A 25,963-nucleotide genomic window follows, 5' to 3' on the forward strand; every position below is an offset into this window, starting at 1 on the left:
TACTGCGAATGGCGCGAAGAACCAATGCTATTTCCCAATTGCCTCTTCAGTTCTATACCTTGGTCAAATCAATGTAAGTTCAAGAAAATGAAACGATTAGCGACTGGTGCAACTGGTTGAGTGAGCTATGCTCAATAGAGTTGCGACAAAGTAAGAGCATGGAGGAAGTCGGATGAAAGTGTCACTGGCTCGATGGACAATTGTGACTTGTTTAATAAGCGTACCTACTTTTGCCGTTGTTACGCCCAACCCACCTCAGTTACAGGCAAAAGGCTACGTATTAATGGACTTTCAATCCGGTGCCATTATTGCCGAGCATAACGGGCGAGCAGGCCTTGCTCCGGCGAGTTTAACCAAGTTGATGACCGCTTATGTAGTTGGACAAGAAATCAAAGCGGGGCGTTTGAAATGGGATGATGTTGTCACCGTGAGCGAAAACGCGTGGTCGGCCAAGTTTCCCGGTTCTTCTAAAATGTTCATCAAACCGAAAGATGAAATTAGTGTTGCGAACTTAATGCGCGGCGTGATCATCCAATCAGGAAATGATGCGTGCGTTGCACTGGCTGAGCATGTTGCAGGCAGTGAACGCGGCTTTGTCGCCTTGATGAATGGTTGGGCGGAGAAATTAGGACTGCAAGACACCTATTTTGTGAACTCCCATGGTCTTGATAGTGATGGCATCCAAACCTCACCAACCGATATGGCAAAACTCATGCAGTCGATCATCAGCGATGTTCCTGATGTGTACGCGCTATACAGTGAGAAAGTCTTCAAGTGGAACGACATTACGCAGTACAACCGCAATAAGTTGTTATGGGACAATTCCATTGATGTCGACGGGGGCAAAACCGGCTACACCAGCAATGCTGGATACAGCTTGGTGAGCTCGGCCAAAGAAGGAAGAATGCGCCTTATCTCGGTGGTGATGGGTACGCCAAGTAAACAGGCTAGGATCAGCCAATCGAAGAATCTACTCAGCTATGGTTTTCGCTTTTATGACACCAAGCAAGTTGCTAAACAGGGGGAAGTTGAGTCTAAAGTTCGCGTTTGGAAGGGAAATGCTAATCAAGTTGAAGCGATCTTCGCTAAAGATGCCTATCTCACTCTGCCTCGTTCAATGACGGCTGGGCTTGATAAGAGTGTGGTGTTAAATGAACCGTTGATTGCGCCGATCGCGCAAGGAGACGAGATTGGTAAGGTCGTTTGGAAAAGCGATGACAGTACCGTGGCGAGTTATCCCTTGGTCAGCAGCCAAGCGGTAGAAGAGGGCTCGTGGTTCGGTCAGCTTTGGGACAGTCTGGTGCTGTGGGTGAAATCGTTCTTTAACTAGAATAAAAACGAGCAGAAGTGTCTTTCTGCATTTTTTTGTTGATGGCCGCCCAGCTAAACGCTGGGCGGTGTTTTATTTAACGGTTTATTCCGACAAGGTGATGATTGGTAAATCGTCCCAAATCTTACTTTCATCCGATGCGCCACCGGAGAAGTTCCAAGGGCCTTTGTCTTGTTCTAGCGGACGGTAAGTTGCCGAAAGGCCGTCTAAGTCCCAAGTCGTGACATAGAAGCGGATACCATCGAGCGAATCTGGGCGGCCTAGTGCATCGCTAGCAAAGTCCATCGAAATGGTGTTGTTGGCTTTGTCTACCGTGACTATTGGTGCTGGCGTTACGGCTTCTCCCCATGTCGTCGCATTTGCTCTTTTGGTGTTGTAAATCGAGCTTTGCCAGCCAAAAACAACCGCATTGCGACTCCAGGTTCCGTTTGGCATAGAAGCGTTGATCTTCGGTAGCTCAGACAAGTTGGTTGCGGCTTCTTCCGGTAAATCAATAAAGATGGTGAAACCCACGTGGTCGAAACCGTTTGGTGGCAACCAAGTGTCGGTGATTTTGTCCATAGTGAAGGTCAAACGTACGTTACTGCCAACGGTAAACACTTCTGCTTTGTTGATCGCGAGTTGGCTGTTGTCTTTGTCGAACGTTGGATCCGTTGGTAATGAGTAGTTGCCATTAGGGCCGCCCACGCCGTCTTGTGCATCGCCCGCATCATCAATGGTGTCGTCCGGCGTGTTTGACCAGCTTAGGTTGGAGACAAAATTCACGTCCTCGATGCCTGCTTTTTTCTCGGTGGAATAAATCGCGAAGCGGTGCTGTTGCTCGCTAATCGCAAAATGACGAGTCGACAGCGTGACACTAAACTGACCATCAGCACCTACAGTAATGGTTTGCGCTGTTTCCAAGTTACCATCGACGACGAGGTTCAACTTCTCGTTGGCGTTCGCACTACCCGCGATAACAATATCACCAGTGATGGTTTGTCCTTCCCAATCCTGCGCTAGTTGGATGTTGAGGTCTGGGGTATCTACAGATTGATTGCTGCTTGTTTTTGAGTAAATCACTGCTGACTTGGCTGGCAACTCAAGGGTTACGTGACCGTTTTCATCGGCGATTAACTGCTCTGGAGCGTCCGCCCAATTCGACATGATTTGTTGTTGGAAGACGGTGCCGCCCGCTTGCTCTACATCGAGTTGGTTCATCAACATTGGGGAGTTAGATGTGTTCATTACCACTAAGACTTCGTCGTTATCCAAAGTGCGGGTAAAGGCGAACACACCTGCACCAGCTTTATCGCTGCCAATGACTTTCATTTCGCCGCGTGTCATGACTTTGTTTTCGGTACGTAACTTAGCAAGCTCTTGGATGAACAAGTACATCTCGCTGTTTTGGTCGAATGAATCTACGTAGTCGCCGTCTTCACGGTAACCGCCAGCAAACATCGCATCGCGCGCTGCTGGCATCGCTTGCTCTGTACCTTGGTAAATCACAGGAATACCGGGTACGCTCATCATGGTGATCAGAGCTTGCTTCATATCGTTGACACTGCCTTGCGATAGAAAACGTGGCATATCGTGGTTATCAATGAAGTTCGGCATGATGTATGGATTTGGGAACATCTCCATCATTTTCTCAAGACGGAAGCGTAAGTAATCGGTCGGTTGCCCTGATGCAAATACGCGCGTCATGGTCGCTTGCAATGGGAAGTTCAGTACCGAGGTTAGCTGTTTCGGCGAGCCACTTTCACCGATGTAAGTCAGCATCTTCTCTTCGCCTTCGGTGTGGTAAGGCGTCGATGTTTCGAATACTTCACCAAAAGTGAGGAAGTTGTCACGACCGGTATCAACCGCTTGCGTCATCACACCATCGTCGGCGTGTAGGAAGTCATTCCAGAAATCGTGTTCAACAAACTTCACCGTATCGATACGGAATCCGTCGACGCCGACTTCGCGAATCCATTTTCGGTAGCTCTCTTTTAAGTAAGCGCGCACTTCGGGATCGGACGTATTAAGGTCATCCAAATCAGAGAGTTGCCAGGTTTTTTCTTGTACCGGATCGTTGTGGTCGGTGATGGTTGGCGTCCAGTGGTAGCTGCCTGTGCCGTCTGTTTTACACTCGTTCATGTTGAGCGGGTATGGCAGTTCTTGCCCGGCGTGTAGCGCATTTTCAATCAAACGGAAGCCTTGGCAAGGTAGGCTTGGATCATAACTGTAAGGATCATCGTAGGTGAAGAAGTTGCCTACATGGTTGGTCACGATGTCCTGAATTAAGAACATGTTACGCGCATGCACTTCGCGTGCTAACGCTTGGTAGCTTTCCATGTCGCCAAAGTGTTCATCCACTTTTTGGAAATCGCGCGCCCAGTACCCGTGGTAGCCGCCGTAGTTTTGCTCTGCATCCCACCATTGGTTAGCAACTGGCGGAGTAATCCAGATCGATGTGGCACCGAGATCTTCGATGTAGCTTAACTTATCACTCACGCCAACGAGGTCGCCGCCGCTGAATTTTTTATCCGACGTCGGATCGAATTCGTTTTGCCCTTGATCATTGAGAGCGCTGTCGCCGTCGTTAAAACGGTCGATCATCAGGAAGTAAATGATTTGATCTTGCCAATCAGGAGATGCCACGTGGCTGCCTGTATCGATTGGTGTGGTTTCGTCGCTTCCACAGCCAGAGAGAGCAAGAGCGATCGCTAAAGGAAGTATTTTTATTTTATTCATTGGGTTAGGTAGAGTTTCAAACACAGTTTCTGCCTCCGTTATGCAGTAATGCAGAAACGATAAAGCAAAGGTTTGAAATTGAGAGTGTCATTTCACGCCAAAAAAGACGTGAAATGATGTCACGAAGAGACGATTTTGATCTGACCGACAGTTTTAATTGAGCGGTTGCACAATAGGATATTGTATCGGGTAATGCTCTTTCGCGAGCTCGTTGCCGGATTCATCATAAAGGCGGAAACGGCACTGCTTTGTAGTTTGAGTGAGCGATAATTGCAGCACCCAACAAGCATAATGTAGCGAGTGTTTGGTTAAGCGCATTGCGTGAGGTGTGGGGTCATCATCGGCGTAACAGTCAATCCTCGCAACGTTTTCAAGTCGGCATGCCAGTTCGATAAAGAGCGTATATTGCGCCCCAATGTTAATAAGTTGCCGAGTCGGGACAATATATTCCGTTGCGCCAATTAAAAGCCCCTTAGAAACTACATAATCACGCTGGTGGTTATTCTCAATGTAACGCTCCCCATCGACTTCGTAACACAGGCGAAAGGTAAGGGGATGCGCCACCGGAAGTTCGGTCGTTGCCCAGAGTTCGGTGCCATGACTTAAAAAACGCTCGAAGAAGGCGGGGTAGCGCCGCCATGCGCCATCACGGTCACGGCATTCTACCGAGACCACTTTTTCAAACGCAATATTGTCCACTTCCATCCAGATTTTGCCGACAGGTTGGTCGATGTGGTTATCGTCGAAGGTATTGGCTTTGGCGTAGTACAAGCGGATCGGTTGCTGATTTAGCTGAGTTCGGTTATCCAAACATTGTTGGCGATACTGCATGGGTGAAAACGGATACCAACGACGAAAAGTGCGGTGAAAGTTCGATGGTTCTTCGTAACCAAGTTGATAGGCGATTTGCTGCGTTGTGAGTTGGGTGTCGGCAAGCAAAGTGAGTGCTTGCTTTCTTTTCGCGAAATCAACGCATTGAGAGTAGCTCATTTGCTTCTCTTGCAGTCGACGTTGCAAGGTGCGTTTGGAGACGCCCAGTTGCCTTGCCGCTTGCTCTAACTTGAGCGCGTAATTGCTGTTTTTGATGAACAAGGCGTTCAAAACACTCAGTAATTCTGGTTGCTCAATTGGCTGGTGAGAAAGCAGCAAATAAACATGTTTCACCAGGTCAAACACGCTTGAACTCGTTTTAGAATCTCGCGTTTCCCCTAGAAAAATATCGGCCGCGAGTGGATTGCTGGCTTGAATTTGTACCTGTATTGATTCGCTTAGCTCAAGCATTTCCAATTGCATTTTGAGCAAGCCAAACACCGACTCCGCCCAATTTGGCATATCGGCCGTTCTGCATTCGACTTGCAGATGGATTTGGGCATCACCATGTTGCAATGTGACGTACAAACGGCGGTCGAATAATGAAACACTTTTACTCCACCAAAGCAGCCCTTCTTGGAGGTTAGGCGCTTCTTTCAACATCATGCATTGCAAGGCAACCAACTTCTTAATGTGCCAATATTCGCCGGCAATTCGAAGGTGATTGTGACCGAGCTTTTTGCACAGAAAGGATGTAATAACGTTATTTTGAGGCAGCATGAGTTGAGTTTGGTTGCGAGCAAACATGCATTATTGCTAAAAAGATGAAGAAGTTCAGTGAGAACGCTCAAAGCCTTTCTTATCGTTTTATTTTCAAATTTATTTTGAAAATGTTTTTAATCGAAATCGGTTTTTCCCTTTATCTCATGAGGTTATGCTGTTACACAGCTTAAGTTCATTAATTGGAGAACCTCATGGATATCGTACAAGCTGCAAAATCTCGTTACTCAACGAAAGTGTTTGACCCAACGCGCAAGCTACCTCAAGAAAAAATCGACGCAGTTAAAGAGCTGATTCGTTTTAGTCCATCGAGTGTGAACTCTCAACCTTGGCATTTCATTCTGGCAAGCACAGAAGAAGGCAAACAGCGCATCGCTAAAGCGGCGCAAGAGAACTACGCGTTTAACGCGGCGAAGATTCTCAATGCTTCTCACGTATTGGTGTTTTGTGCAAAAACAGGCATCGATAACGACTACATTGAAGCGCTAATGGTGCAAGAAGAAAAAGATGGTCGATTCCCAACTGAAGAAGCGAAAGCGGCTGTGCGCGGTGGTCGTAGCTACTTTGTAAACATGCACCGTTTTGATCTGAAAGATGCGAACCATTGGATGGAGAAACAAGTTTACCTCAACGTGGGTACGTTGCTGCTGGGAGCTTCGACGCTAGAAATTGATGCAGTGCCAATTGAAGGGTTTGATCCCAAAGTGCTGGATGAAGAATTTGGCTTGCGTGAAAAAGGTTACACCAGCGTTGTGATCGTGCCGCTGGGCTACCACGCGGAAGATGACTTCAACGCGAAAACGCCAAAGTCTCGCTGGGACACAGAAACCGTATTCACCGAGATCTAATTCGAGCTTACTTACAGGTGACGTAGAACCCTGTAATCAATATATAAATCGCAAAAGAGTGATAAAACGATGATCCACTTAGTTGCAGAAGTGAAAGCCTACCCAGACAGCAAGGATCAGGTGGTGAATTTGCTTGCTGGTTTACTAGAGCCAACTCGTCAAGAAGAAGGCTGTTGCCAATACGAGTTGTATCTTGACGAGAAAGTTGAAGGCCTATTTATGTTCCAAGAGATTTGGGCATCGCAAGAGGCCTTGGATAAGCATTTGCAAAGCCCGCACATGGCGGCGTTTCTTGAAACATTGGAAGAGAACGATTGGGTTGAGTATACCCAGATTCGTCCTCTTCGATTTATCGCCTAATGACAGAAGGTTGCCAGCACGTTGGCGCGTTGTTGGCAGCATTTTTGTTGGATAAAGTCGCGGAAAGTCCGAATCGTTGGCGTCAGTAAGCGACGATCGGCGCACACCATGTAGAGCGGTACTGGGCCGCAATCCCACTCTGGTAACACTCGCACCAATCTTCCCTCGATTAAGTCTCGGCTGATGTCCATCAACGATTTATTCGCAATGCCTTTGCCTTTGATCGCTAACCGATGTGGCAAGTCACTATCGTTGCTCATCAAGTTACCGCTGACCACGACTTGTTCTTTCTCGCCGTCACGCGTGAGCGTCCATTTGTTGTAGACCGAATCCGCGACCATATAGCACAAACAGTTGTGTTGCGTTAAATCGGCAGGAGAGGTGAGTTCTGGATGTGTAGCTACGTACTCTGGCGATGCACATAAGATCCGTTCGTTTGCCCCACACAATGCCAACACGACCAGATTAGAGTCGGCCGGCTCGCCGTAGCGAATCGCAATATCGACAGGCTTGGTGTACATATCCGTCAAGCTATCGGACAGCTCTAGTTTGATGGAAACATTTGGGTAGAGATCGATGAACTCATCCACCCAATCGAGCAACATATTGCGACCAAAATCGGAGGGCGCAGTAATGTGCAGTTGACCAGATAACTCACCACGCGCACTTGAGATCTGATCCAACCCCTCTTGCAATGTAGCCAATGCTTGCGTGGTTTTGTCTAAAAACAGTTCGCCCTCTGAGGTTAAACGCAGGCTTCGGGTGGAACGCACAAACAGCGGGAAACCGATTTGCCCTTCAAGACGCTTAATCGAAGCGCTAATGGCGGCAGGTGTCATGTCCATGCTGTTAGCGGCTTTTGAAAAGCTGCCTTGGCGCGCGGTTTCGACAAAAATATTGAGGTCGTTGAGGGCTTTCATCGTGAAAAGGATGTTTGTGAAGTTTGAGCTACTATAGGGGAGATGAGCAAAGTAATTCAAGCTAAACGCCTTTGAAGGTGAAAACATTAGGTTAAGTGGTCACTTTGAGTTAGATTAGCCCGCCACTTACATCGTTACTGGATCAACAACATGAGCAACGAACAGCCGAATAACCCTCTGCATGGGTTGAGTTTAGAAAAAATCGTCACCCGACTAGTTGAACACTTTGGTTGGAATGGCCTGTATGAGCGCGTTCGAGTGAACTGTTTTAAGAAAGATCCGTCGATCAAATCTTCTCTGAAGTTTTTGCGTAAAACGCAATGGGCCAGAGATAAGGTGGAAGCGCTGTACATCGAGACATTCTGCTAACCGCTCTATGGTCTGTAGCAAGCGGCAAGTAGATTCTTAGTCTCACTTTGGCTCGCTAGAATGACGTAGCTTTTCTTATCGCGTAGGCTGGAAGAGTCGCGCTGCTGATGCGTCTCAAGCGAGATTTCGGATGGTCACTTAGGCTTGTCTGGAATCGCTTTTTTAGATGGTTTTGTAGAGCTCAGAGCCAAACTCGAACCGTCATTCTGAACAGCGAGGAACGAGCGTGATTCAGAATCTACTCTCAGATTGTATTGAGTTTATTCATGGCTTTATGGTCTGCAGCAAGCGGTAAGTAGATTCTTACTCTCGCTATGGCTCGCTAGAATGACGCTAGTTTTCTTATCACGCGGGCTGGAATGGTACCTCAGCATCATTCCCGATAGCGATGAAGAAGCGCTGTCGGGAACCTCGCCTTTAATCTCTCGTTTCTTGCTACTCCAAATGATGCGTACTACCCACGGTTCCTTCCAAGTCTAAAATCGACTGGCGAACGTGATCTGGAATCGCAGCTTTAACGTTGTTCTTAAAATCAAACATCACACCAGTGGCGGTCGCGATGGTCGCAATTTTACCCCACTTCTTACTCAGCACTTGGTACTCCATCGTGATGCGATCTTCTTGCATGTCGATTACGCGAGAACCGACTAATAGCGTGTCTGGGTAAGTAACAGGCAATTTGTAGCGGCATTGAGTCTCGCTCAGTACTGGTCCAATTTGCGAGGTCTGCAGGTCGACCAGCAGGTTAATTTTGTTGAAGTAATCTAAACGTGCGGTCTCGAAGTAGCGAAAATAGACCACGTTATTAACGTGTTGCAGAGCATCCATTTCACCCCATGCGACTTTTATCTCTGTGATAACGGGAAAGTCCTTTAACAGTGTGTCCATTTTTATTGCTCCTTTTTCATCTGCTTTGCCACAAATTGCGACGCGACTTATCACTTTGAGCATTTATTCTAGATGTAATCATTTAATATGTAATAAAATTGTTTTTAAAATGTGAAATGAAATGGTGGTTTGATTATGTAAACTAGAAACTTTACATAATCGATTTGAAGGCGTAAGTTTAACTAAGAGTAACCAGATAGGAGGTGTCTCATGATTGAACTCAAAGGTTTCAACCTCGCAAGAGTTGAGAAACGCATTGATTGGACAGGTGAGCTGTTCAGTTTGAGAATATCTGGCGCGCCTCTTTCATTTAAAGCTGGCCAATTCACCAAGCTTGCTTTGCTTGATGATGAAGGTAAGCCGATCAGCCGTGCTTACTCCGTGGTTAATGCGCCAAGCGAGCAATTCGATTGGTTGGAATTTCTAATAGTAGCCGACCCTCAAGGACAACTTTCTCCACGGCTCCAAAAGCTTAAATCTGGTGATAGCATTTATGTCGGTGCCACTGCACATGGCGATTTAACCCATGATTCTATTCCTAAACAGGCTCATGACCTGTGGCTGCTATCTACAGGTACGGGGATTGGACCGTTTTTATCGCTGCTGGATGATATAAACTTACCGCCTCACAATGAGCGCATTGTGCTGGTTCATGCCGTTCGTTTCGAAAAAGATCTGGTTTATAAATACCTAATTGAACAGCTTCAGCAACGATATGAAGGCAGATTAAAGTATATACCGATAGTCAGCAGGGAGGTGGTTGATGGTAAATTACAAGGCCGAATTCCTGAACTCATCGAATCGGGTTTACTGTCCAACGCCGCTGATGCGCCATTCTCAGCTCAGCGTAGCTTTGTCATGATGTGTGGGAATCCACAAATGATCAAAGATACCGTGCCCGTCTTACAAGAGCTAGGCTTGGAAAAGTATCGCCATCAAACCGGGGGAAATATCATTTACGAACGTTACTGGTAGCGTTTTGTTAAATTGATACGGTTATGCTCAAGATGTAATGATTACTTTTGAGATACGACCGCGATTTAGTATGTTCTTAGTTGAATATTATGTTGGCAATACCTAAACTGCGCTCACCATTGCGCGTCTGTACACTCAGTCATTCTCGCTTAACCAATTACATTGAGGTGACTGAAGTCCATGTATGCTTTTATCGCGAGCAAGCAACAGAGAATCATTGCTGGTTTTATCGACCTGCTCTTTACGATGGTGGTCGTGTTAATCATCGCATTGAGTATTAACTCTTTTCTTAACGACTTTCAGCTCTCTTTAGCAGATAACCTCACGCTTGTTCGTGAAACTCAGGCGTTTTACTTGCTTTCTTTACCAACGGTTTTAATGATCAACTGGAATGCATTGAGTCATGGGCAAACCATTGGTATGCGCATGATTGGTATTAAAGTTGTAATGAAAAATGATAGTAAGGCAACGAAAGTTACAGCAGGGTTAAGGCTTGTTATTAGCTACTTGCTGGAGATGCTCATTCCGGGGATCCCGTTGGTAAATTTGGCATTGTTGTTCTTTCATCCGGAGCGACGTTTGTTGCATGACTTGATCGCCAATACTAAAGTTGTCCAAGCTTCCTAATTTTTGATCAAAAAAGCCACGTGAAGTGGCTTTTTTAATATCGATAAAGTTAACCAGATTTACTGTTGATTAACATATTTCTTAAAGCGAGCTTTGGTTTCTGCGTCTGCTTTTTGGTACCAGAAGTGCAGCATCTCTTCAGCTGTCGAATCCGCTTTAACCGCAGTTGCTCTCACTTGCTTCATATCCGCAGGAACCTTTGCAGGAAGCGTGACTGGCTGCATGGTTGCTGCGCCAGCAAAAGCCACGGCTGCTGCACCGCCAGCTTGGTTATAATCTTCGATTTCACGTACGTAATCACGACCGATTTGCATACCCGGTTTGAGCAACTTGTCCTGGTCAACCGCGATTGCGTTGCCAGAATCATCAACCAGTTTCCAATCTAAGTCTTTGATCTTCTCTTCCGCATCACGTAGGTTGCGGTATTCTGGCATTTGTAGAGTGAGTTCGGCATTGGTCGCGTCAAATCGTGTAACGATAACATCGCTTTCAACACTTAAACGGTCATTACCTTGGTTGAAGTAAGGGGCGAAACGAAATACGACTTGGTTAAGGCCATCAGGTAACGTCAGTGTTCTTTCAGAGGCGAAAAAACCACCCGAAAGATCTGCTTTTTCACCGTTAGCCGCCAATACTGAAACGTTGTCAGGAACACTCACGGTTACATCTGCGAATGCCATGCCACTCATTGCGAGAGCAAGCGCACAAGTTAAAGGCTTGATCAATTTCATTGTTTTTATCCTAAGCAAATTAGTGGTCATCGAGAGTGCATCGTTCATTGCCCGATTGCAACTCCCAAGTGTAATAAGTATGAAAATTTAACAAGAACGTCATTTTTATCGCATTTATTACGACGAAACTGTGATCCAAATAGAATCAAACCGCTGAAATGCAGCGGTTTGATATCATAAGTTATAGATTAAATTTCTTTCTAACTTATTGATTTATTAAATGCCAGCACCGTGTCCAGGTTCTGATTGGTCATCAGAAGCGTCTTGTTGTTCTGCCATTTCTTCTTGCTGTTGTGCTTTCTCAATGCTCAACCACCAAACAAATAACTCATACCAAATTGCTAGGATAACGGCACCTAAGAACAGACCAACGATGCCGTAGAAAAGCATACCACCGATGGCACCGAGCAGAATCACAGGCATTGGCACGTCGACGCCACGTCCCATTAACATTGGTTTGAACAGGTTTTCAGAAAGAGCCGCAACTACGACCCAAACAGTAAACATGGTTGCTGTTGAGGTGTCTTGGGTCATGTACATGAAGCCAATCACAGGTAGCACTGCGAGCAACGCCGGGAGCTGAGCGATACATAAAATCATTAGAAGCAGTGTGAGTAAACCTGCTGCCGGAACGCCAAATACGAAGAAACCAGCACCGATCAACAGTGCTTGAATTGCCGCTACACCGACTACGCCAAGCAGTACGCTTTTAATTGTCGCAGCGATAAGCGTGGTCCAGCTTTTTGCGTTTTCACCAGCGGTTCGAATCGCGATGGTTCTTAAGCCTGATGCTGCAGATTCAGAGTACGTCATGAAACCTGCTGCAATCGCAAGTGACAAGATTGAAAGCAGTAAACTTCCCAATACGCCCCCCAGTGTACCCAGTAAAGATGTGAGTCCTGCCTTTATTTGTGGCATAAAGGTTTGAATAGCTTGTTCAAGATTAGTAGCGAATAGGGTCCACACTTCGTAGAGCTTATCACCCACGATAGGCCAATCCGCTACGGAAGGTTTTGGCCCTGGTATTTTCACTTGTCCATTTTGTAGTACTTCAAGCGCGTGCGTTGCACCATCCACAATGGAGCCTGATACCATAACAAGTGGCGTGACAAGGAGGGCAATACCAAGTAAAGCAATGGTTGTGGCTGCCAAGCCTCTACGACCACCATATACACGCTGCAATTTTTGGGTAAGCGGCATTAAAGCGACGGCTATAATAGCGCCCCAAATAACCGGAAGGATGAAGGGTTTGATGATGTCGTACGTAAACATCAGCAAGACAAAGATCAAGCCAATGCGTATTGCCGATTCCACCATATTACTGATGAAAAGCTTACTGTCGATTTTTACCGATTGTTTATCCATTTTTGTTTACCTGATGATCAATGTTAGAACTGACGAGACTTGAAACAACAATCGCCATATAAAAAACACCTGTGATGGCCTCTAAATACACCACGACTTGAGCCAGTGGTGTTAGAGGACTAATGTCGCCATAACCGAGCGTGGTTAAGGTAACGAAACTGAAATACGCTGCATTGGAGAAGTTCTGCCCCCAAGAAATCGCTTCCATACCGGTAAAGGCTTCAGGCGAAAACTCAAGCAGAATGAGGTAGGCAATCGCCCACATCAGACCAAGCAGCAAGAAAAGCGCTACCGAGCCAATGACTTTGTTGCTGTTGACATGGCCGGTGAAAAGAATCTGTCTTGCGATGGATTTGAAAGTGCCGAAAAAGAACGCAAAGGTGAGGGCAAGCATCACCACATTCATCTCTCTGATGTCGAAAACGGTCTTGATCACAATCACAAGAACCCAAACACCAAACAGGCTGTAGAGGAAACGAGACCAGGTTTTGTCAAAGCGAAGGCTCGCAAAACAGACGATAAACGTCAGAACCGTGAAAGCCTGAAGTATGTGTTCAATCGTCCCTTCACCTACTACTTGTGCCATCGCACTCCCTAGCAACAAAATCACTAGCGCTAAGGTTAGATAGAAGAAGTTGTTTTCTTCATTAATGTTTTTGAGGTTTTTACCAATGACCATGGCTCTTCTCACTTAGTTATTGTTCACTGTCTGCGGATGACTCTTTCATCACCATGATGGACGCAGAAAGCCCGAATCGAAGATCAACATCTTCAGGAAGTTCTTGTAGGGAGATTCGCACCGGAATACGTTGTGCTAAGCGAATCCACTGAAAAACAGGGTTTACGTTTGGAAGAAGGTTGTAGCCGACCGTGCCGTCTTTGGGCGCAATACCCCAACCAATCGAGTCAACCGTCGCGTCAATTGGCGTGTCTGGGTGAGACATCAAAGTGACACGCGCTTGGCTGCCAGGTTCGATTTGCGCAAGTTGGTTTTCACGGAAGAAACCAAATACCCAAAAGCTGTTTTTGTCGATCAGTGCGAGCAGTGGTTGGTTTGCGACCGCTTGCGTACCGTTTCTAATATCGAGGTTAGATACAAAACCATCGACGGTCGCATAAACTTTGGTAAAGCTGAGGTTAAGGCGTGCTGATTTTAGTTGTTCTTCTGCAGATTTGATTTGCAGTAGCGATTCTTCGTAAGCGATTTCACGACGAATCAGATCCTTATGAGAAACTGCGCCACGGTCTTTGGCACGAATGTCTTTTAAGCGGTCATATTCGATTTTTTTACCGCGAGAGCTAACAATGGAGCGCTCCAGTGCTACTTCGGCTTGAGATAACGCAACCTGGTAAGTCGCAGGGTCGATTTCAAACAGTAAATCCCCCGTTTTTACTTCTTGGTTGTCTTGCACCGCGACATTTACAATTGGGCCTGATACGCGAGGAGCCACTTTGATGACGTTAGCACGCACTTGCCCATCTCGTGTCCATGGGTTATTAAAGTATTCCTCAAACTTTTGATAGCCGAGCCAAGCTGCGCCACCAAGAATGACAAGATTGAGTGCGATTACGAATAGTTTTTTCATCTTGTTTGGCACCTAAAATTGAATATAAAAGCTGTCGATGGCCACCACATAACCGACCATGATGGCAATAAACGTCAGAGACGGAAAAGCGATGAAGCGAGACAAACGTGTCTTGTTCAATATCATCACCGTTATCCACGTGGCCGTGACGGCGAGAAAGAGCACGAGTAGCGTAGGAGAAAAGTAAACGTCTCCCCAAGAGAGTTCATGAGGCATTACCGATCCTCCGTTTTGTTTTCATCACTGGTCTCAGCCGGAGTTTCGAGTCGCAAAGGCGGCAATACGCGGTTTTCTTCATTTAAATAACTTCCCCAGTCAGTGCGCTCTGTCATCTGCGTGGCAATCGATTCACTGATGAAAGGTTTGCCTGTTTGGGTTTGCCAGCCTCCACCGAGGGCTTTGTAGAGCGCGACAACTTGGTTCGCAACATTACCTTTGATCGTTGCGTAGCTGTCTTCTGCGCGGGTCATTTTTTCTACCGAGTTAAGCAGACGTTCGAATGAAATTTGTCCGTTTTCGTACTGTGTCATGGATATGTTGAACGCACGAATGGAAGAGTTGACCGATTGCAAGCGTAAATCTTTTTGCTGCAAATACAGGTCATATGCTTCGATTGCATTGGTGACTTCATTAACGGCTTGCAGTACCTTTTTGTTGTAGTTCGTCAGCGTTTCTTGGAAGCGAGCATCTTCGAAACGAATGTTATTTTTCACGCGTCCGTATTGGAAAATGTTCCAACTGAACGTTGGGCCAACCACCATGGTGAGCGAATCGCTAAAACTGAAACTGCTGCCATCGGGAACCGTACTGTCGATACCGATGGAACCGAACAACGAAAAGCTTGGGTACAGAGCGGTTTCTGCCACGCCAATCTGCGCACTTTGCGCGCGAGCTTGCATCTCAGAGACTTGCAAATCCGGACGTCGCATCACTAAGTTAGCATCCACTTGCGTATCCAAAAGCGGTGGACGTGGCACAATGGAACGCTCGTCGGTGCCCGATAGCGCCGATTTTCTGCCCGTCGATTTGAACTGGGCTTCGTACTCAGCGATTTGCTTGTGCATCCCATCCGACTGTAGCAGTCGATCTACTTCTTCTGGTAACAGACCCAGTAGCAAAGCCAACACAGTACGTGATTGCTTCATTGCCACTTCGAGGCTCGGTAACGCTGCTTTGGTGGTGTAGAGTTGGTTTTTAGCTTGTTGAACGTCCAATTCTGTAACGTTGCCAGAGTCGAACTGCACCTGAGTAATACGTACGACACGCTCTTGAATCTCGATATTGCGGCGAGACAGCAAAATACGTTCTTGGAATGTGCGATAGTTGATGTAATTGCGCGCCACTTCGGCGGTTATAGTGACCATGATGTCGTGATACGATGCGATGGATGCGTAGTAACCCGCTTCTGCCGACTCAATACCGCGAGCATACTTGCCCCAAACGTCCATTTCCCAAGCAGCATCAAACGACAAAGTGGCGTTATTCACGCCCTGATCATTTACGTAGGCACGCGCTAGGTTTCCTGACACGGTTTGAACTTGTGGGTATTGCAAGCCAGTCGAAATACCAAGCAATGAACGTGCTTGGACAATTCGTAGCCCTGCGGCTTCTAAATCGAGGTTTTGTTTGCTCGCCAACTCAACCAGCTGATTAAGAGTTGAGTCATTAAATTGCTGCCACCATTGTTGTAGCTGTTGCTCTGATTGCTGCGTATCTTTGGCTGCTTTTTGCACCGACCAGTCACTTGGCAGTGGCGCCTGCTTTGGATGAACATAATCTGGTCCTACCGTGGTACACGCACTTAGTCCGAGCAAAGAAAGTATGGCGAGGCTTGGTTTGGTTAGTTTTGGAAGCATCATATCCCCACCTTTAAAAACGCTTCTGTTGTAAGTTCACCCAATCGATATCCTCGTAGGTTTGCTTGCAATGCTTGATTGCTTCGAACACGTTCCGTTTTAAATTCAGCAAGATATAAAAACCGGCTATCTCTGAATAAGAGTAGTCAGATAAATCCAACTCACTAAAAAAATCTTCCAGTTTATCTTCGAATGTTTGGTAATCCTGACTGTATTGGTCGAATACGGAGTCGAGTTCTTGTGTTGCTTGATGGCTGGCTAAAGCGCCTGCCATCAAAGGAATGATGGAATCGCGGTGTTGTTGACGAAGCTGAGTAATCAGCGGATTGGCCATCAACTTTTTCTCGGCGGCCATTAAGATGTTGATGTGATTACTGAGTACATCACACGCTTTGCTAAACGCGCCAATCGCTTCTGGCGTGGTTTTATCAAAGTGTTTGTGGTTGATTTTCGAACCCCAGACTTTGAGCTTTTTCGATGAGACATTGAGCGTCACCAAGTGCAAGGCCCGTTTGAGCGGCGTAATAACCGAGCTGGACTGCTGTTGATAGGTAGTGAACAGCTCTCGGGTATGTCGGAAGTAGCGTTCTTTTATGGTCAAAAAGAGGTGTTCTGGTCGTGAGCTAAACGGGAAGTAGTGCGCGAAAATAATCATGAACACCACCATGTAGAACAACAGCATGATCGTCATGAGGATCCCGAAGTGATAAAACATGTTGTTGTCTAAACCAAGAACAAACAAGCCAATCATATAGAAAATCGTCACTGGCCCGTTAAACAGATAAAAGCCGATAAAGGTGTAGATAAAGATGAACAGGCCAAGTTCTAACCCGAGATCCAATTGCGGAAGAATGAAGACGTAAGAAGGCACCGCGAACAAGAAGCCGAAAGTGAACAGCACAAGCAACAAAATTGGGTGCACAGGCACGAACGACAGCAAAGACATAAACATGGTCGAGAAGACCACGAATGAATAGCCGCCTGGTGGATTGAAATAAATCCAAATCAGTCCAGCAACCCAATAAGTGACAAAGGTTTTGACCGCGGTTTTAAAGTTTTCTGCGTCCCACCATAGAAACTTGCCTTTCGGTTTCGGCAGTGGCACGTCAAAGGAGACATTGTTCGTCACAGAGTCAATACAGCTAATGCTCTCCGCTAAACGCGACAAGTTTTGATGCATCAGTTCCAACAGGTGACCAAGCGTAAGCGCAGAGCCTTTCTCTAGGTGAGCTGCGTCTTCTAGCAACGCTTGGTTGTATTTGACTTTGAATTCCTGAGCACGATAAGCGGGTTCTTTTTTTTCCCAGACTTGTTGGCAGGTATCAAATAGCGCGTCAATTTCCGCCACGGCTTGATCAAAGTTGCTGATGCTTTCACGGTCTTGCTGGTGGCTAAAGTGGCTGTGCGCCGCGACGGTCAATTGTTGCGTTACCTGCTTGTTCAAATGAACTGCCAAGCGCCACTCTTTCATGTAGGCCGACACGTCGCTGCATTCCACACTGACCGTAGCAAAGCGCTGTTCGAGCGCATTTTGGGCGGCAAACATCTGTTCGATGAGAGTGTCCACGCTAGGTTGTGGCTCTTCAGCTTCTGGATTTTCTTCTCCGCCTTCTTGAGGAGAGATTTGCCCTGCCGATTTTTGCTCGAAATTTTGCAAGATAGCGGTGAACAACGCGCGTTGTGCTTGGTTGAGTTGTTCGATGAGCTGTCTTAGGTTTTGTTCTGTTTTGGTCGGGAATAAGAAAGTCCCCACGAGTGTGTAAACCACCACCCCAAACACCGTCATATAGGCGCGGTCAACGCCATAAAGAAACGCACCTTCTGCGTCACCGCCATTGGACATCATCAGTGTCATCACACCGGTCAGCATGAGTAGCGTAGGATCTTTTTGATAGGCATTACGGAAGTAAAAAATGAAAGAGACCACAACCGACACGCTCAGCATGTACAGCAAGCGATCTTGAGCAAACAACCCCACCAGTAACAAGCCAACCACGGCACCAACCAATGTACCTAACACGCGTAAGGTACCTTTGGCGAGGGATTCACGACGACTGCCTGTGGATGCAATCAGCATCACTGTGGTTGCGGCCGTCGATGCTTGCGGCCAACCCATGGCAAACGGGATCAGATAAGCCAGAGTTAGGCTAAGCGATACTTTAATAGCGAATTTTATTTTGTCGTTCATAGTGTCAAAGTTTGCTCAGGCTTATCGTTATAAGTTGATGAATTTCTTATATGAATAATCAGAATCTTGTTCTGAATAAATTCGGGGGGCGGAATATAGCGGGTGAAAAAGTGTGCTTTGTAAACCCTTTGTCAAAACAAAAAGTGCGTATTTGGCTTGATCTCGTGCTAGCCCTTGGCGTTATTGGTGAAACGCCTAAAACGAGCAAATTCGCGATCTGTGATGATTCTCACTTTTGAAACAAAATCGCTGCATTGTGTGAGCCAATTCTCACCTTATATTCTTCGCCTGGTACCAAAGCAGACCACTTGTACCATCTGCAATGAGCTTTAATGCTTTAAAAAGCATAGATGATGAATGGGTACTTGAGAGGGAAAGTTATTACTTTTTATCGGCTTGCCGATTGTTCGTTTGTTTTTTTGGATCGAGATAAAAAAACCAAAGCGATCCCACCAAGAATGATGCCGCTGGTTAAAAGAATATGCAGTGAAAGAGGCTCGTGGAGTACGATGCTGCCGAGTAGCAAAGCAATGGCTGGCACGGAAAGTTGGCTGGCGGCGGCTTGAAGCAAAGAGAGCTTAAGTACGACTTGGTACCAAAGCGTATAACCAAGGCCAGAGGCAATGGCACCAGATGCGATAGCGAGCAACACTCCGCTCAAAGAAAGGTGGATTGAGGACAGCATCAATGGTGATAGGAGTATGCCAATTATAGATGCAGCGATGAATCCCCACGTGATGCCACTACTTGGAGAAGGCGCTTGTTTGCCGAGCGCAGTAAACGCAGCCCAGCAAACGCCAGAAATCAACATGAGAAGTGCAGAACTGATATCGGGGCGAGTGGCAGATGGCAACATTAACCAAACAAAGCCAACAATCGAAAGGCCGATACCGATGATTTCGAGAAACTGAAAGCGCTCACCTTGCCACCAATAGATTGCCAGTAACGTCAGTTGCACGGCACCAAACAAAAGCAAAGCACCGGTTCCTGTCGCCAGTTGTAAGTACGCGAAAGAGAAAAGGGCAGCGTAACCAAATAACGCCACGCCAGCAAAAAAGCGAAAGCGAGAAGTTGGCCGATCGGTTTTCCACTGGCCTCTCACGACAAGCATTGCGATTAAGGTAATCGCGCCAGATATCAATCGAACGAGCGTGAAGCTTCCTGCATCAATTAACCCTTCTGCCAAGGCAATTCGACACAATAATGAATTGGCAGCGAACGCCAGCATTGCAATGGCAGTGAGTAAAAAGGTCGACATCCTTGATCCTTAGCGTGTAAATGAACAGCTAGTGTAGATCCAAAAGAACATTTTTATTAGTTGATAAAGTGATTAGTTATAGCTATCAGAGCAAGAAAGTCATTAAAAATAACCAGAGAAAACCTGACCTTAGCCTGAGTCTTACTGTGGTTGGGAAGGTTGTTTGTACAATGACTTAATGGTGTTTTTCAACCATAGCAATTTGGGATTGTACGCATTGCGTTTATGCCAAATCATGGTAAATGGAATCAGTAACTTGTCTTGTTGAGCTTGGTCTAATGGAATTGGCAAGCACACCAAATCGAGATGCAGCTTTTCTGTGTAACTTTTGCAATAGTGCGGCGCGGTGGTGATCATGTCATGCGTCGGCTGCGCTGCCATAAAAAGAGATTGCTCAAAGTTGGACATCGTCAGCCCGATAGAGCGCTGTAGCCCTAGTTCCGTTAATACTTCATCCAACGCCCAAGTTTCACTTTTTTCCCAAACAATATTGATGTGTTGGTAGCTCAGAAAGGTCTCGAGATTCCACTCTTGCTGTAATGCCGGATGATCTTTATGTAAATACACCATCGGCAGGTCATAAAATAGAATCTCAAAATCCAAGAAATAAGGCAGAAGATCCAACGACTCTTTCGATCTAGGGTGGCTTTCTCGGCCGGTAAAACCGATATCCGCCTCGCCTCGAATGATGGCGTCGAGTGAGTCGTAATCCCAGTTACTGGTTTTTACTTTCGCTTCAGGGTATCGCTGGTGGATAGCGACGATGAGTCTGTCCAGCATTGTGAGCACTAATGGCGACTCAATCGTGATATCAAAACGCACTCCTTTAGGCGTAATATCGCTGCGTTTTTCTGCAATCTGGCAGCCAATTTGCAGCCATTCTGCAAGATCTTGCTCCATGCTTTGCGCCAAGGGCGTTGGCGCAAGACCTTTAGGTGTTTTGACAAACAAAGGATCATCGAACCAATGACGAAGTTTGTTGAGCGACTTACTTACGGTAGAGGGCGTAACGTTCAGCTTTTTCGAGGCTTTCGAGACGCTTTGCTCTTGCAACAATAATTGCAGAGTGAACAGTAAGTTTAAATCAAGTCGCGCTAGGGATTTCTTCATAATGGGTATCGTGAACAGGCTTTGGAATCAATAGTATTAGAGCAAGGCTGATTACGCTACCTAGCACTAAGATAAACACCAACATATTCAGTGCAGTAACGCCGATGAAACCCATAAACCAAATATAGAACGCGGAACTACAAACTTGAGCAATGCCCAGTAACGAGCTTGCCACGCCAGCTTGTTGAGAGAATGGGCTGAGCGCTTGGCTCATGGCCACGCCAAAGCCACAAGCGAAGCCTGCGCAAATCAGCCCAAGTCCGAACACATAGTAAAAAGGTTGTCCATCATGGAAATGGGCTGCACTGAGCACGATGGCTGAACAAACGAGCAATCCTTGAGAGCTCATCATTAAGGTTCGCTGCTTGAAAATCCCCAATGCCAATGGCGCCGAGAACGAAATCAACATACTGATCGTCGCAGTCCCCGCCATGATGGAAGAATAGCCACCGCGATCAAAACCAAGCATACTCATCACAACAATTGGTGAAGCGTTAACAAAGGTCAGGATGGTGGTCACTCCAAGTGCAGTAATGATCAGCCTACTGATAAAAAATCGCTCGAAGAAAGTCTCTTGATGGCTCTCTGGCGTTGTCTGTTCTTCACATTGTTGGCTGGGTAGTGATTCCTTGAGAACAAAAATGGCCAATACACTGACGAGAATGCCCATTCCTGCCATCGTGGTAAACAAACTCGGCCAAGGAAATTTCAGCATAATCAAGTGACCAATCACGGGTGCGATCACTGGAATGATACAGGTGATGCCATTGAGCATCGACAATACTTTCGCGCGGCGTTCATCGTCTAACGTGTCGCGTAAAATCGCGAATGCGACGACATAGCAAGATCCAGCCCCGATGCCTTGGCAAAAGCGAGCAATCAAGAAAGTGTTTGGTTGCTCAGCCATCCCGCCGAGAAAAGACGCGAGCACGAAGATCATCGCGCCGACGACGGCAACAGGCTTTCGTCCCACAGAGTCTGCAATTTTCCCCGCGAATAACATGGTGGTAGCCATGCCAGCTAAATAGATCGAAAATGCAATATGCAACTGAGATTCACTGGCGTTGAGATCTGACGCAATTTGAGGCAAACCAACAAGATACAAATCAATGGCAGTAGGGTAGAGTAAAACGAGTGCAAAACTACAAAGTAAAAAACGGGACATGGAAACCTCTCTATCGAATGGCGAGGATAATAGAGTGCTAAACGTTTGCCTGCGAGTGGGAAATACGACACCAGGTATTTCTATTTACGACATACCCTGTATGAATTGAGCATAAAAACAACAAGGAAGATTATGATTACCATTGAAAAGTATTCGCCTGAGCGACATGAACAAACTTGCGAACTTAGCGTGCTAGAAGAGCAATCGCAGTTTACGGTCGCGGATGTGGGTGAAATGCTTACGCGTCTTGAACCTACAGAACTTCCGCATCTGATTTTGACAGACGATGATGTGGTTGGCTTTTTTCTATTTGATGCAGCTTACAGTGAGAAATACGATTTTTGCCCGGAAAACAGTTTAGGCGTGCGGGCTTTGCTGGTGGATCACCGTCATCAAGGCAAAGGCATCGCCAAGCAAGCCATTCAACAGTTTGCCGATTTCGCCAAACGCCATTATCCCGAGTTTGATGCGCTTTATCTCACTGTGAATTGCCGCAACATACCTGCTTATCAGTGCTATTTAAAATCAGGGTTTGAAGATACCAATGAGCTTTACCACGGCGGCCCAGTTGGACCGCAGCACATTATGAGACAGCCGCTTTAGCTATGAAAAACCAAGGATGGAAAGATGAGAATTGAAATCGACAATTTAGAACGGCCGCAAGTGATTGCGATGTTGGAAGGACATTTACAGGACATGTACGCTACATCGCCACCAGAAAGCGTGCATGCGTTAGATTTAGATAAGCTCAAAGCGCCAGAAGTGACGTTTTGGACCGGATGGAAAGGTGAGCAACTGCTTGGGTGTGCGGCGATTAAAGAGTTGGATGACCAACACGCGGAGCTGAAATCCATGCGCACCACGCCTACGGCAAGAAACCAAGGTGTGGCATCTCAATTATTGATTCATGTGATTGAGCAAGCGAAGCAAAAAGGTTTGCAGCGCTTGAGTTTAGAAACGGGCTCGATGGAGTTTTTTAAACCAGCGCGCCTGTTGTATGAAAAGCATGGCTTTGTGTACTGCGAGCCGTTCGGGGATTACGAACTCGATCCGAACAGTCAATTCATGACCCTAGAACTGAGCTAGGGCCATGAATTTTTAGAAGCTAAATCCAATCGATTTAGAAATTCAGATTCAAGTTGATGGTTGGCGATAGGAGGCTTGAACGCTCGTCAGCCAATCGCTTTCTCTTCTCTTTCAGTCTCTTGGCATTGTCTTTGTCTGGATTGCCATCAAGCTGATTATCGATGACCGAGATTTCAGTATCGATTTGTTGGATGCGTTGCTGGCGTTGATATTCTTGATGACCTAACTGGTAGTTCTCAATGAACTCTTTGCTGCTGCACACACCGTAGTATTCTTTGCCTTCGATACCGACAGTGTACCCATTGTCTGGTGAGCAATATTGGATAGTGCCTTTATCAAAGCCTTCTTTCCATTTCGCTCGGTCGGGTGTCACACCCGCTTCACCACAGTCTTCGGTATAGCTATTGATAATGTTTGGATCGTTGCCATCTCGGCCATCTTGATAACCTACGTTGTACCAGTTCGCCGTTTTGCACTCATCCGGAGACATGCTGGCGCAACCTGAGAGCAAAGTCAGTAAAGCCAGGGGGATTAGCGCTCTTTTCATCAGTGACTGTCCTTTAAATAAAATCGAATTGATAACTTGAGTTTAAAATGAACACTGTTCATATCAATGGTTGAAATCATTGTATTCACAATTGTGGTGACTCATTAATCTAAGTGATAAATTTATTATGCTGAATAGAAGTGTGTTTGATTAGTATTATCCACGAACTGCGCCTTTGCTGCATCAATCCACTAGCCTTGGCCCCAAATTAAGTGATAATACCAACATAAAGATAAACACCGTCAATGAGGCTAAGACATTGAGCGAACAACCCACCGTCCTTATTATCGAGGATGAATCTGCTATCGCAGAGAACCTGATTCATGTATTAGAGATGGATGGCTACCACGCAGAGTGGCTTGTAACAGCAGGAGAGGGCTTGGCCTTTTTGCAGCATAACTCAGCATCGTTACTTGTGTTAGACGTAGGCTTACCGGATGGCAATGGTTTTGAATTGTGCAAAACCATCCGTGAGTTTTCTGATATTCCCATTATCTTTCTCACCGCAAGAAGCGATGAAATTGACCGTGTAGTCGGCTTGGAGATTGGCGCGGATGATTACGTGACTAAGCCATTTAGCCCGCGCGAAATGTTGGCTCGCATTAAACTTCGAATCAAAGCTAAAGCGCCAATGATGGAGCACAAACCAGAGCCTGTAGCTGTTCCAGAACAACCTCAATTTAGTCAAGATTTGGTTGCGCAGAACTTCGACTACGGTGTCGGTGGACAAATGCTTGGGTTAACTGCGGTGGAATTTAAGATCCTCGATAAGCTGATTTCCGTCTCTTCCAATGTATTGAGCCGAGAGCAGCTCATGGTCGCGGCAGACATGGCGCCAGAGGCTGCATACGAGCGCAATATCGATACCCACATCAAAGCCATTCGCCATAAGTTGAAGCCGTTTGAGATGTCTGAACGCATCTGTACCAAGCGTGGCTTTGGTTACTTTTACTGCATTAAAGGTGAATGATGAATCGCTGGCCGAAGATCCCACTTGGACTCAGACTGTTTTTTCTCTACTTCATCTTAGTCGGGATGACGGCTTACATGGTGAGCAAAACCGTTGTCCAAGAACTTAAGCCAACCGTGCGCCAAACCACCGAAGAGACGCTGGTGGATATGGCGAACTTGTTTGCGGTATTGGCAGAAGAAGATGTTGCGAACGGAAAGTTGTCTGAGAGTCGCTTCTCCAAACTACTAGCGGCTTATGGGCAGCGAGAACCCCAAGCGCGCATTTGGGAAATTGGCAAAAAAGCGATCAACCATCGAATTTACATCACAGATAAACAAGGCATTGTGATTGCGGATTCTTGGCAGCAAGACGTAGGCAAAGACTACTCGCAATGGAACGATGTGTATCTCACGTTGCGTGGTCAATACGGCGCGCGCAGTACCATCGAAGACCCGAAAGATCCGCTCTCAACCGTTATGCACGTTGCTGCACCCATTTATCACAAAGGCGAAATCATTGGCAGCGTGACGGTGGCAAAATCCAATCGCTCAGTACAACCCTTCATCGATCTTTCTAAACGCAATGTGCTGTTTTGGATGGTGTGGATGAGTGGTTTAGTGCTATTGGCAGGGGCATTGTTTGCTTGGCGAATTCACTCGGCACTGAACAAGCTAGAAGACTACGCGACCAAAATGGGTGAGGGTGAAAAGGTCTCTAAGCCAACATTTCGTATCTTTTACGAGTACGGCACGCTAAGCGACGCATTAGAGAAAATGCGCAATCAGCTCGATGGCAAACAATATGTGGAAGAGTACGTACAGACGCTGACTCATGAGCTGAAAAGTCCGTTATCAGCGATTAAAGGCGCGAGTGAAATATTGCAAATGCCGTTGCCTGAAGAAAAGGTCACACGCTTTGCTGGCAACATTGAGCGAGAAAGCGATCGCATGCAGTCATTGATTGATAAGCTGCTAGAACTGGCTCGTCTTGAAAAGCGCCCTGAACTAGAACAAGTCGAAGCTATCTCGCTAAAACAAATGGTCAATGAAGTGGTTGAATCGGCGGATGCGCGTTTGAGTGCTAAGTCTGTGATTGCCAACACTCAAATTGATGAACATTTCACCGTGCTTGGTGATGCCTTCTTGCTGAAACAAGCCGTTTTTAACTTGATGGACAATGCGCTGGATTTTGTTGATTCGGAGGGATGCATTGAATGGAAAGCTGAGGTCGCGAAAGAGAAAGTGTGCTTGTCGATTTTCAATTCAGGTCCTCACATTCCTGACTACGCGATGCCTCGTTTGACCGAGCGCTTCTACTCCCTCGCTCGGGAAAATGGTGTTAAGAGCACTGGGCTCGGGCTGAATTTTGTTGAGCAAGTGATCAAGCTGCACAAGGGTAAGTTGCAAGTCGAAAACGTCGATTCTGGCGTGAAAGTGACGCTGGTTTTACCAACTCCATAGAAACTCCACATTAGCTCCATTCGTTCTCCAAATT

At 46.4% G+C, this 25,963-nt stretch carries 25 protein-coding genes; 10 read left to right on the top strand and 15 right to left on the bottom strand.

What is annotated here, in order from left to right; translation table 11 throughout:
* Positions 1 to 172 precede the first annotated feature (172 nt).
* Entirely contained in the window at positions 173 to 1,330 is a 1,158-nt protein-coding gene (locus NL626_RS16860; protein ID WP_005484191.1) for a D-alanyl-D-alanine carboxypeptidase family protein, read from the top strand.
* Positions 1,331 to 1,414: 84 nt separating this feature from the next.
* Here NL626_RS16860 and NL626_RS16865 read toward each other — a convergent pair whose 3' ends face one another.
* Entirely contained in the window at positions 1,415 to 4,072 is a 2,658-nt protein-coding gene (locus NL626_RS16865) for an alpha-amylase family glycosyl hydrolase (protein WP_253657564.1), read from the bottom strand.
* Positions 4,073 to 4,201: 129 nt separating this feature from the next.
* Positions 4,202 to 5,665, bottom strand: a complete 1,464-nt coding sequence (locus NL626_RS16870; protein WP_253657565.1) for an AraC family transcriptional regulator — start codon at positions 5,663 to 5,665, stop codon at positions 4,202 to 4,204.
* 167 nt (positions 5,666 to 5,832) lie between these two features.
* Here NL626_RS16870 and NL626_RS16875 point away from each other — a divergent pair, with 167 nt between their 5' ends.
* Both NL626_RS16875 and NL626_RS16880 read left to right on the top strand, forming a co-directional pair.
* Complete coding sequence (locus NL626_RS16875; RefSeq protein ID WP_031411911.1) at positions 5,833 to 6,486, top strand: oxygen-insensitive NAD(P)H-dependent nitroreductase NfsB; 654 nt, start codon at positions 5,833 to 5,835, stop codon at positions 6,484 to 6,486.
* Between the two features lie 69 nt (positions 6,487 to 6,555).
* Positions 6,556 to 6,846: a putative quinol monooxygenase gene (locus tag NL626_RS16880; RefSeq protein ID WP_025504417.1), complete on the top strand. Its 291-nt coding sequence runs from the start codon at positions 6,556 to 6,558 to the stop codon at positions 6,844 to 6,846.
* Here NL626_RS16880 and NL626_RS16885 read toward each other — a convergent pair.
* Positions 6,843 to 7,766, bottom strand: coding sequence for a LysR family transcriptional regulator (locus NL626_RS16885; RefSeq protein ID WP_020838235.1), 924 nt, complete (start codon positions 7,764 to 7,766; stop codon positions 6,843 to 6,845). The two genes, NL626_RS16880 and NL626_RS16885, sit on opposite strands and share 4 nt — an antisense overlap.
* A 150-nt stretch (positions 7,767 to 7,916) precedes the next feature.
* On the opposite strand from NL626_RS16885, the gene NL626_RS16890 reads away from it, so the two are divergent.
* Positions 7,917 to 8,135, top strand: a complete 219-nt coding sequence (locus NL626_RS16890; RefSeq protein ID WP_005396617.1) for a VF530 family DNA-binding protein — start codon at positions 7,917 to 7,919, stop codon at positions 8,133 to 8,135.
* Positions 8,136 to 8,570: 435 nt separating this feature from the next.
* Here NL626_RS16890 and NL626_RS16895 read toward each other — a convergent pair whose 3' ends face one another.
* Positions 8,571 to 9,023: a thioesterase family protein gene (locus tag NL626_RS16895; protein WP_005374933.1), complete on the bottom strand. Its 453-nt coding sequence runs from the start codon at positions 9,021 to 9,023 to the stop codon at positions 8,571 to 8,573.
* 210 nt (positions 9,024 to 9,233) lie between these two features.
* Here NL626_RS16895 and NL626_RS16900 point away from each other — a divergent pair, with 210 nt between their 5' ends.
* The gene (locus NL626_RS16900) at positions 9,234 to 9,998 is read left to right on the top strand and encodes a ferredoxin--NADP reductase (RefSeq protein ID WP_062730902.1); all 765 of its coding nucleotides are present in this window, start codon (positions 9,234 to 9,236) and stop codon (positions 9,996 to 9,998) included.
* 180 nt (positions 9,999 to 10,178) lie between these two features.
* On the top strand, positions 10,179 to 10,625 hold the full coding sequence (locus tag NL626_RS16905) for an RDD family protein (protein ID WP_047102393.1): 447 nt from the start codon (positions 10,179 to 10,181) through the stop codon (positions 10,623 to 10,625).
* A gap of 59 nt (positions 10,626 to 10,684) precedes the next feature.
* Here NL626_RS16905 and NL626_RS16910 read toward each other — a convergent pair whose 3' ends face one another.
* The 10 genes from NL626_RS16910 to NL626_RS16955 form a co-directional block, all read right to left on the bottom strand.
* Positions 10,685 to 11,356 carry a DUF2057 domain-containing protein gene (locus NL626_RS16910; RefSeq protein ID WP_017634411.1) on the bottom strand — a complete coding sequence of 224 codons (672 nt, stop codon included), beginning with the start codon at positions 11,354 to 11,356 and terminating at the stop codon, positions 10,685 to 10,687.
* Positions 11,357 to 11,572: 216 nt separating this feature from the next.
* The gene (locus tag NL626_RS16915) at positions 11,573 to 12,721 is read right to left on the bottom strand and encodes an AI-2E family transporter (RefSeq protein WP_005386936.1); all 1,149 of its coding nucleotides are present in this window, start codon (positions 12,719 to 12,721) and stop codon (positions 11,573 to 11,575) included.
* On the bottom strand, positions 12,714 to 13,400 hold the full coding sequence (locus tag NL626_RS16920; RefSeq protein WP_017634413.1) for a potassium channel family protein: 687 nt from the start codon (positions 13,398 to 13,400) through the stop codon (positions 12,714 to 12,716). Before NL626_RS16920 ends, NL626_RS16915 begins: the two co-directional genes overlap by 8 nt.
* Positions 13,401 to 13,416: 16 nt before the next feature.
* On the bottom strand, positions 13,417 to 14,307 hold the full coding sequence (locus NL626_RS16925) for an HlyD family secretion protein (protein WP_047102391.1): 891 nt from the start codon (positions 14,305 to 14,307) through the stop codon (positions 13,417 to 13,419).
* 12 nt (positions 14,308 to 14,319) lie between these two features.
* Entirely contained in the window at positions 14,320 to 14,523 is a 204-nt protein-coding gene (locus NL626_RS16930; RefSeq protein ID WP_005374946.1) for a DUF1656 domain-containing protein, read from the bottom strand.
* Positions 14,523 to 16,166, bottom strand: a complete 1,644-nt coding sequence (locus tag NL626_RS16935) for a TolC family protein (protein WP_033906682.1) — start codon at positions 16,164 to 16,166, stop codon at positions 14,523 to 14,525. The genes NL626_RS16930 and NL626_RS16935 overlap by 1 nt, the downstream gene beginning before the upstream one ends.
* 10 nt (positions 16,167 to 16,176) lie before the next feature.
* Positions 16,177 to 18,351 carry an FUSC family protein gene (locus tag NL626_RS16940; protein WP_253657566.1) on the bottom strand — a complete coding sequence of 725 codons (2,175 nt, stop codon included), beginning with the start codon at positions 18,349 to 18,351 and terminating at the stop codon, positions 16,177 to 16,179.
* A 388-nt stretch (positions 18,352 to 18,739) separates the two neighbouring features.
* Complete coding sequence (locus NL626_RS16945; RefSeq protein WP_047102389.1) at positions 18,740 to 19,609, bottom strand: DMT family transporter; 870 nt, start codon at positions 19,607 to 19,609, stop codon at positions 18,740 to 18,742.
* Positions 19,610 to 19,750: 141 nt separating this feature from the next.
* Positions 19,751 to 20,719, bottom strand: coding sequence for an HTH-type transcriptional regulator YidZ (yidZ, locus tag NL626_RS16950; protein ID WP_047102388.1), 969 nt, complete (start codon positions 20,717 to 20,719; stop codon positions 19,751 to 19,753).
* A complete protein-coding gene (locus NL626_RS16955) occupies positions 20,694 to 21,884 on the bottom strand; it encodes an MFS transporter (protein WP_213873769.1) in 1,191 nt (396 codons plus the stop codon). Before NL626_RS16955 ends, yidZ begins: the two co-directional genes overlap by 26 nt.
* Positions 21,885 to 22,016: 132 nt before the next feature.
* Here NL626_RS16955 and NL626_RS16960 point away from each other — a divergent pair, with 132 nt between their 5' ends.
* Positions 22,017 to 22,487: a GNAT family N-acetyltransferase gene (locus NL626_RS16960; protein WP_033906687.1), complete on the top strand. Its 471-nt coding sequence runs from the start codon at positions 22,017 to 22,019 to the stop codon at positions 22,485 to 22,487.
* Positions 22,488 to 22,511: 24 nt separating this feature from the next.
* Complete coding sequence (locus NL626_RS16965; RefSeq protein ID WP_033906688.1) at positions 22,512 to 22,970, top strand: GNAT family N-acetyltransferase; 459 nt, start codon at positions 22,512 to 22,514, stop codon at positions 22,968 to 22,970.
* A gap of 34 nt (positions 22,971 to 23,004) precedes the next feature.
* On the opposite strand, the gene NL626_RS16970 is transcribed toward NL626_RS16965, so the two are convergent.
* Complete coding sequence (locus NL626_RS16970; protein WP_005374970.1) at positions 23,005 to 23,517, bottom strand: DUF2799 domain-containing protein; 513 nt, start codon at positions 23,515 to 23,517, stop codon at positions 23,005 to 23,007.
* A gap of 259 nt (positions 23,518 to 23,776) precedes the next feature.
* Here NL626_RS16970 and NL626_RS16975 point away from each other — a divergent pair, with 259 nt between their 5' ends.
* Together NL626_RS16975 and creC are read left to right on the top strand one after the other, a co-directional pair.
* Complete coding sequence (locus NL626_RS16975; protein WP_213962314.1) at positions 23,777 to 24,487, top strand: response regulator; 711 nt, start codon at positions 23,777 to 23,779, stop codon at positions 24,485 to 24,487.
* Positions 24,487 to 25,929, top strand: a complete 1,443-nt coding sequence (creC, locus tag NL626_RS16980; protein WP_213962502.1) for a two-component system sensor histidine kinase CreC — start codon at positions 24,487 to 24,489, stop codon at positions 25,927 to 25,929. The genes NL626_RS16975 and creC overlap by 1 nt, the downstream gene beginning before the upstream one ends.
* The last annotated feature ends 34 nt before the right edge of the window (positions 25,930 to 25,963 follow it).

It is taken from the genome of Vibrio sp. Y58_MX_L22 (assembly GCF_024181865.1).
GTDB classification, from domain to species: Bacteria; Pseudomonadota; Gammaproteobacteria; order Enterobacterales; family Vibrionaceae; genus Vibrio; species Vibrio alginolyticus.

Coding starts and splice junctions, on each gene's coding strand:
- NL626_RS16925 (WP_047102391.1), bottom strand. CDS start 14,307: ATGAAAAAACTATTCGTAATCGCACTCAATCTTGTCATTCTTGGTGGC.
- NL626_RS16885 (WP_020838235.1), bottom strand. CDS start 7,766: ATGAAAGCCCTCAACGACCTCAATATTTTTGTCGAAACCGCGCGCCAA.
- NL626_RS16940 (WP_253657566.1), bottom strand. CDS start 18,351: ATGAACGACAAAATAAAATTCGCTATTAAAGTATCGCTTAGCCTAACT.
- NL626_RS16860 (WP_005484191.1), top strand. CDS start 173: ATGAAAGTGTCACTGGCTCGATGGACAATTGTGACTTGTTTAATAAGC.
- NL626_RS16870 (WP_253657565.1), bottom strand. CDS start 5,665: ATGTTTGCTCGCAACCAAACTCAACTCATGCTGCCTCAAAATAACGTT.
- yidZ (WP_047102388.1), bottom strand. CDS start 20,719: ATGAAGAAATCCCTAGCGCGACTTGATTTAAACTTACTGTTCACTCTG.
- NL626_RS16930 (WP_005374946.1), bottom strand. CDS start 14,523: ATGCCTCATGAACTCTCTTGGGGAGACGTTTACTTTTCTCCTACGCTA.
- NL626_RS16915 (WP_005386936.1), bottom strand. CDS start 12,721: ATGGATAAACAATCGGTAAAAATCGACAGTAAGCTTTTCATCAGTAAT.
- NL626_RS16965 (WP_033906688.1), top strand. CDS start 22,512: ATGAGAATTGAAATCGACAATTTAGAACGGCCGCAAGTGATTGCGATG.
- NL626_RS16875 (WP_031411911.1), top strand. CDS start 5,833: ATGGATATCGTACAAGCTGCAAAATCTCGTTACTCAACGAAAGTGTTT.
- NL626_RS16970 (WP_005374970.1), bottom strand. CDS start 23,517: ATGAAAAGAGCGCTAATCCCCCTGGCTTTACTGACTTTGCTCTCAGGT.
- NL626_RS16960 (WP_033906687.1), top strand. CDS start 22,017: ATGATTACCATTGAAAAGTATTCGCCTGAGCGACATGAACAAACTTGC.
- NL626_RS16900 (WP_062730902.1), top strand. CDS start 9,234: ATGATTGAACTCAAAGGTTTCAACCTCGCAAGAGTTGAGAAACGCATT.
- NL626_RS16905 (WP_047102393.1), top strand. CDS start 10,179: ATGTATGCTTTTATCGCGAGCAAGCAACAGAGAATCATTGCTGGTTTT.
- NL626_RS16880 (WP_025504417.1), top strand. CDS start 6,556: ATGATCCACTTAGTTGCAGAAGTGAAAGCCTACCCAGACAGCAAGGAT.
- NL626_RS16895 (WP_005374933.1), bottom strand. CDS start 9,023: ATGGACACACTGTTAAAGGACTTTCCCGTTATCACAGAGATAAAAGTC.
- NL626_RS16920 (WP_017634413.1), bottom strand. CDS start 13,400: ATGGTCATTGGTAAAAACCTCAAAAACATTAATGAAGAAAACAACTTC.
- creC (WP_213962502.1), top strand. CDS start 24,487: ATGAATCGCTGGCCGAAGATCCCACTTGGACTCAGACTGTTTTTTCTC.
- NL626_RS16935 (WP_033906682.1), bottom strand. CDS start 16,166: ATGATGCTTCCAAAACTAACCAAACCAAGCCTCGCCATACTTTCTTTG.
- NL626_RS16890 (WP_005396617.1), top strand. CDS start 7,917: ATGAGCAACGAACAGCCGAATAACCCTCTGCATGGGTTGAGTTTAGAA.
- NL626_RS16945 (WP_047102389.1), bottom strand. CDS start 19,609: ATGTCGACCTTTTTACTCACTGCCATTGCAATGCTGGCGTTCGCTGCC.
- NL626_RS16910 (WP_017634411.1), bottom strand. CDS start 11,356: ATGAAATTGATCAAGCCTTTAACTTGTGCGCTTGCTCTCGCAATGAGT.
- NL626_RS16955 (WP_213873769.1), bottom strand. CDS start 21,884: ATGTCCCGTTTTTTACTTTGTAGTTTTGCACTCGTTTTACTCTACCCT.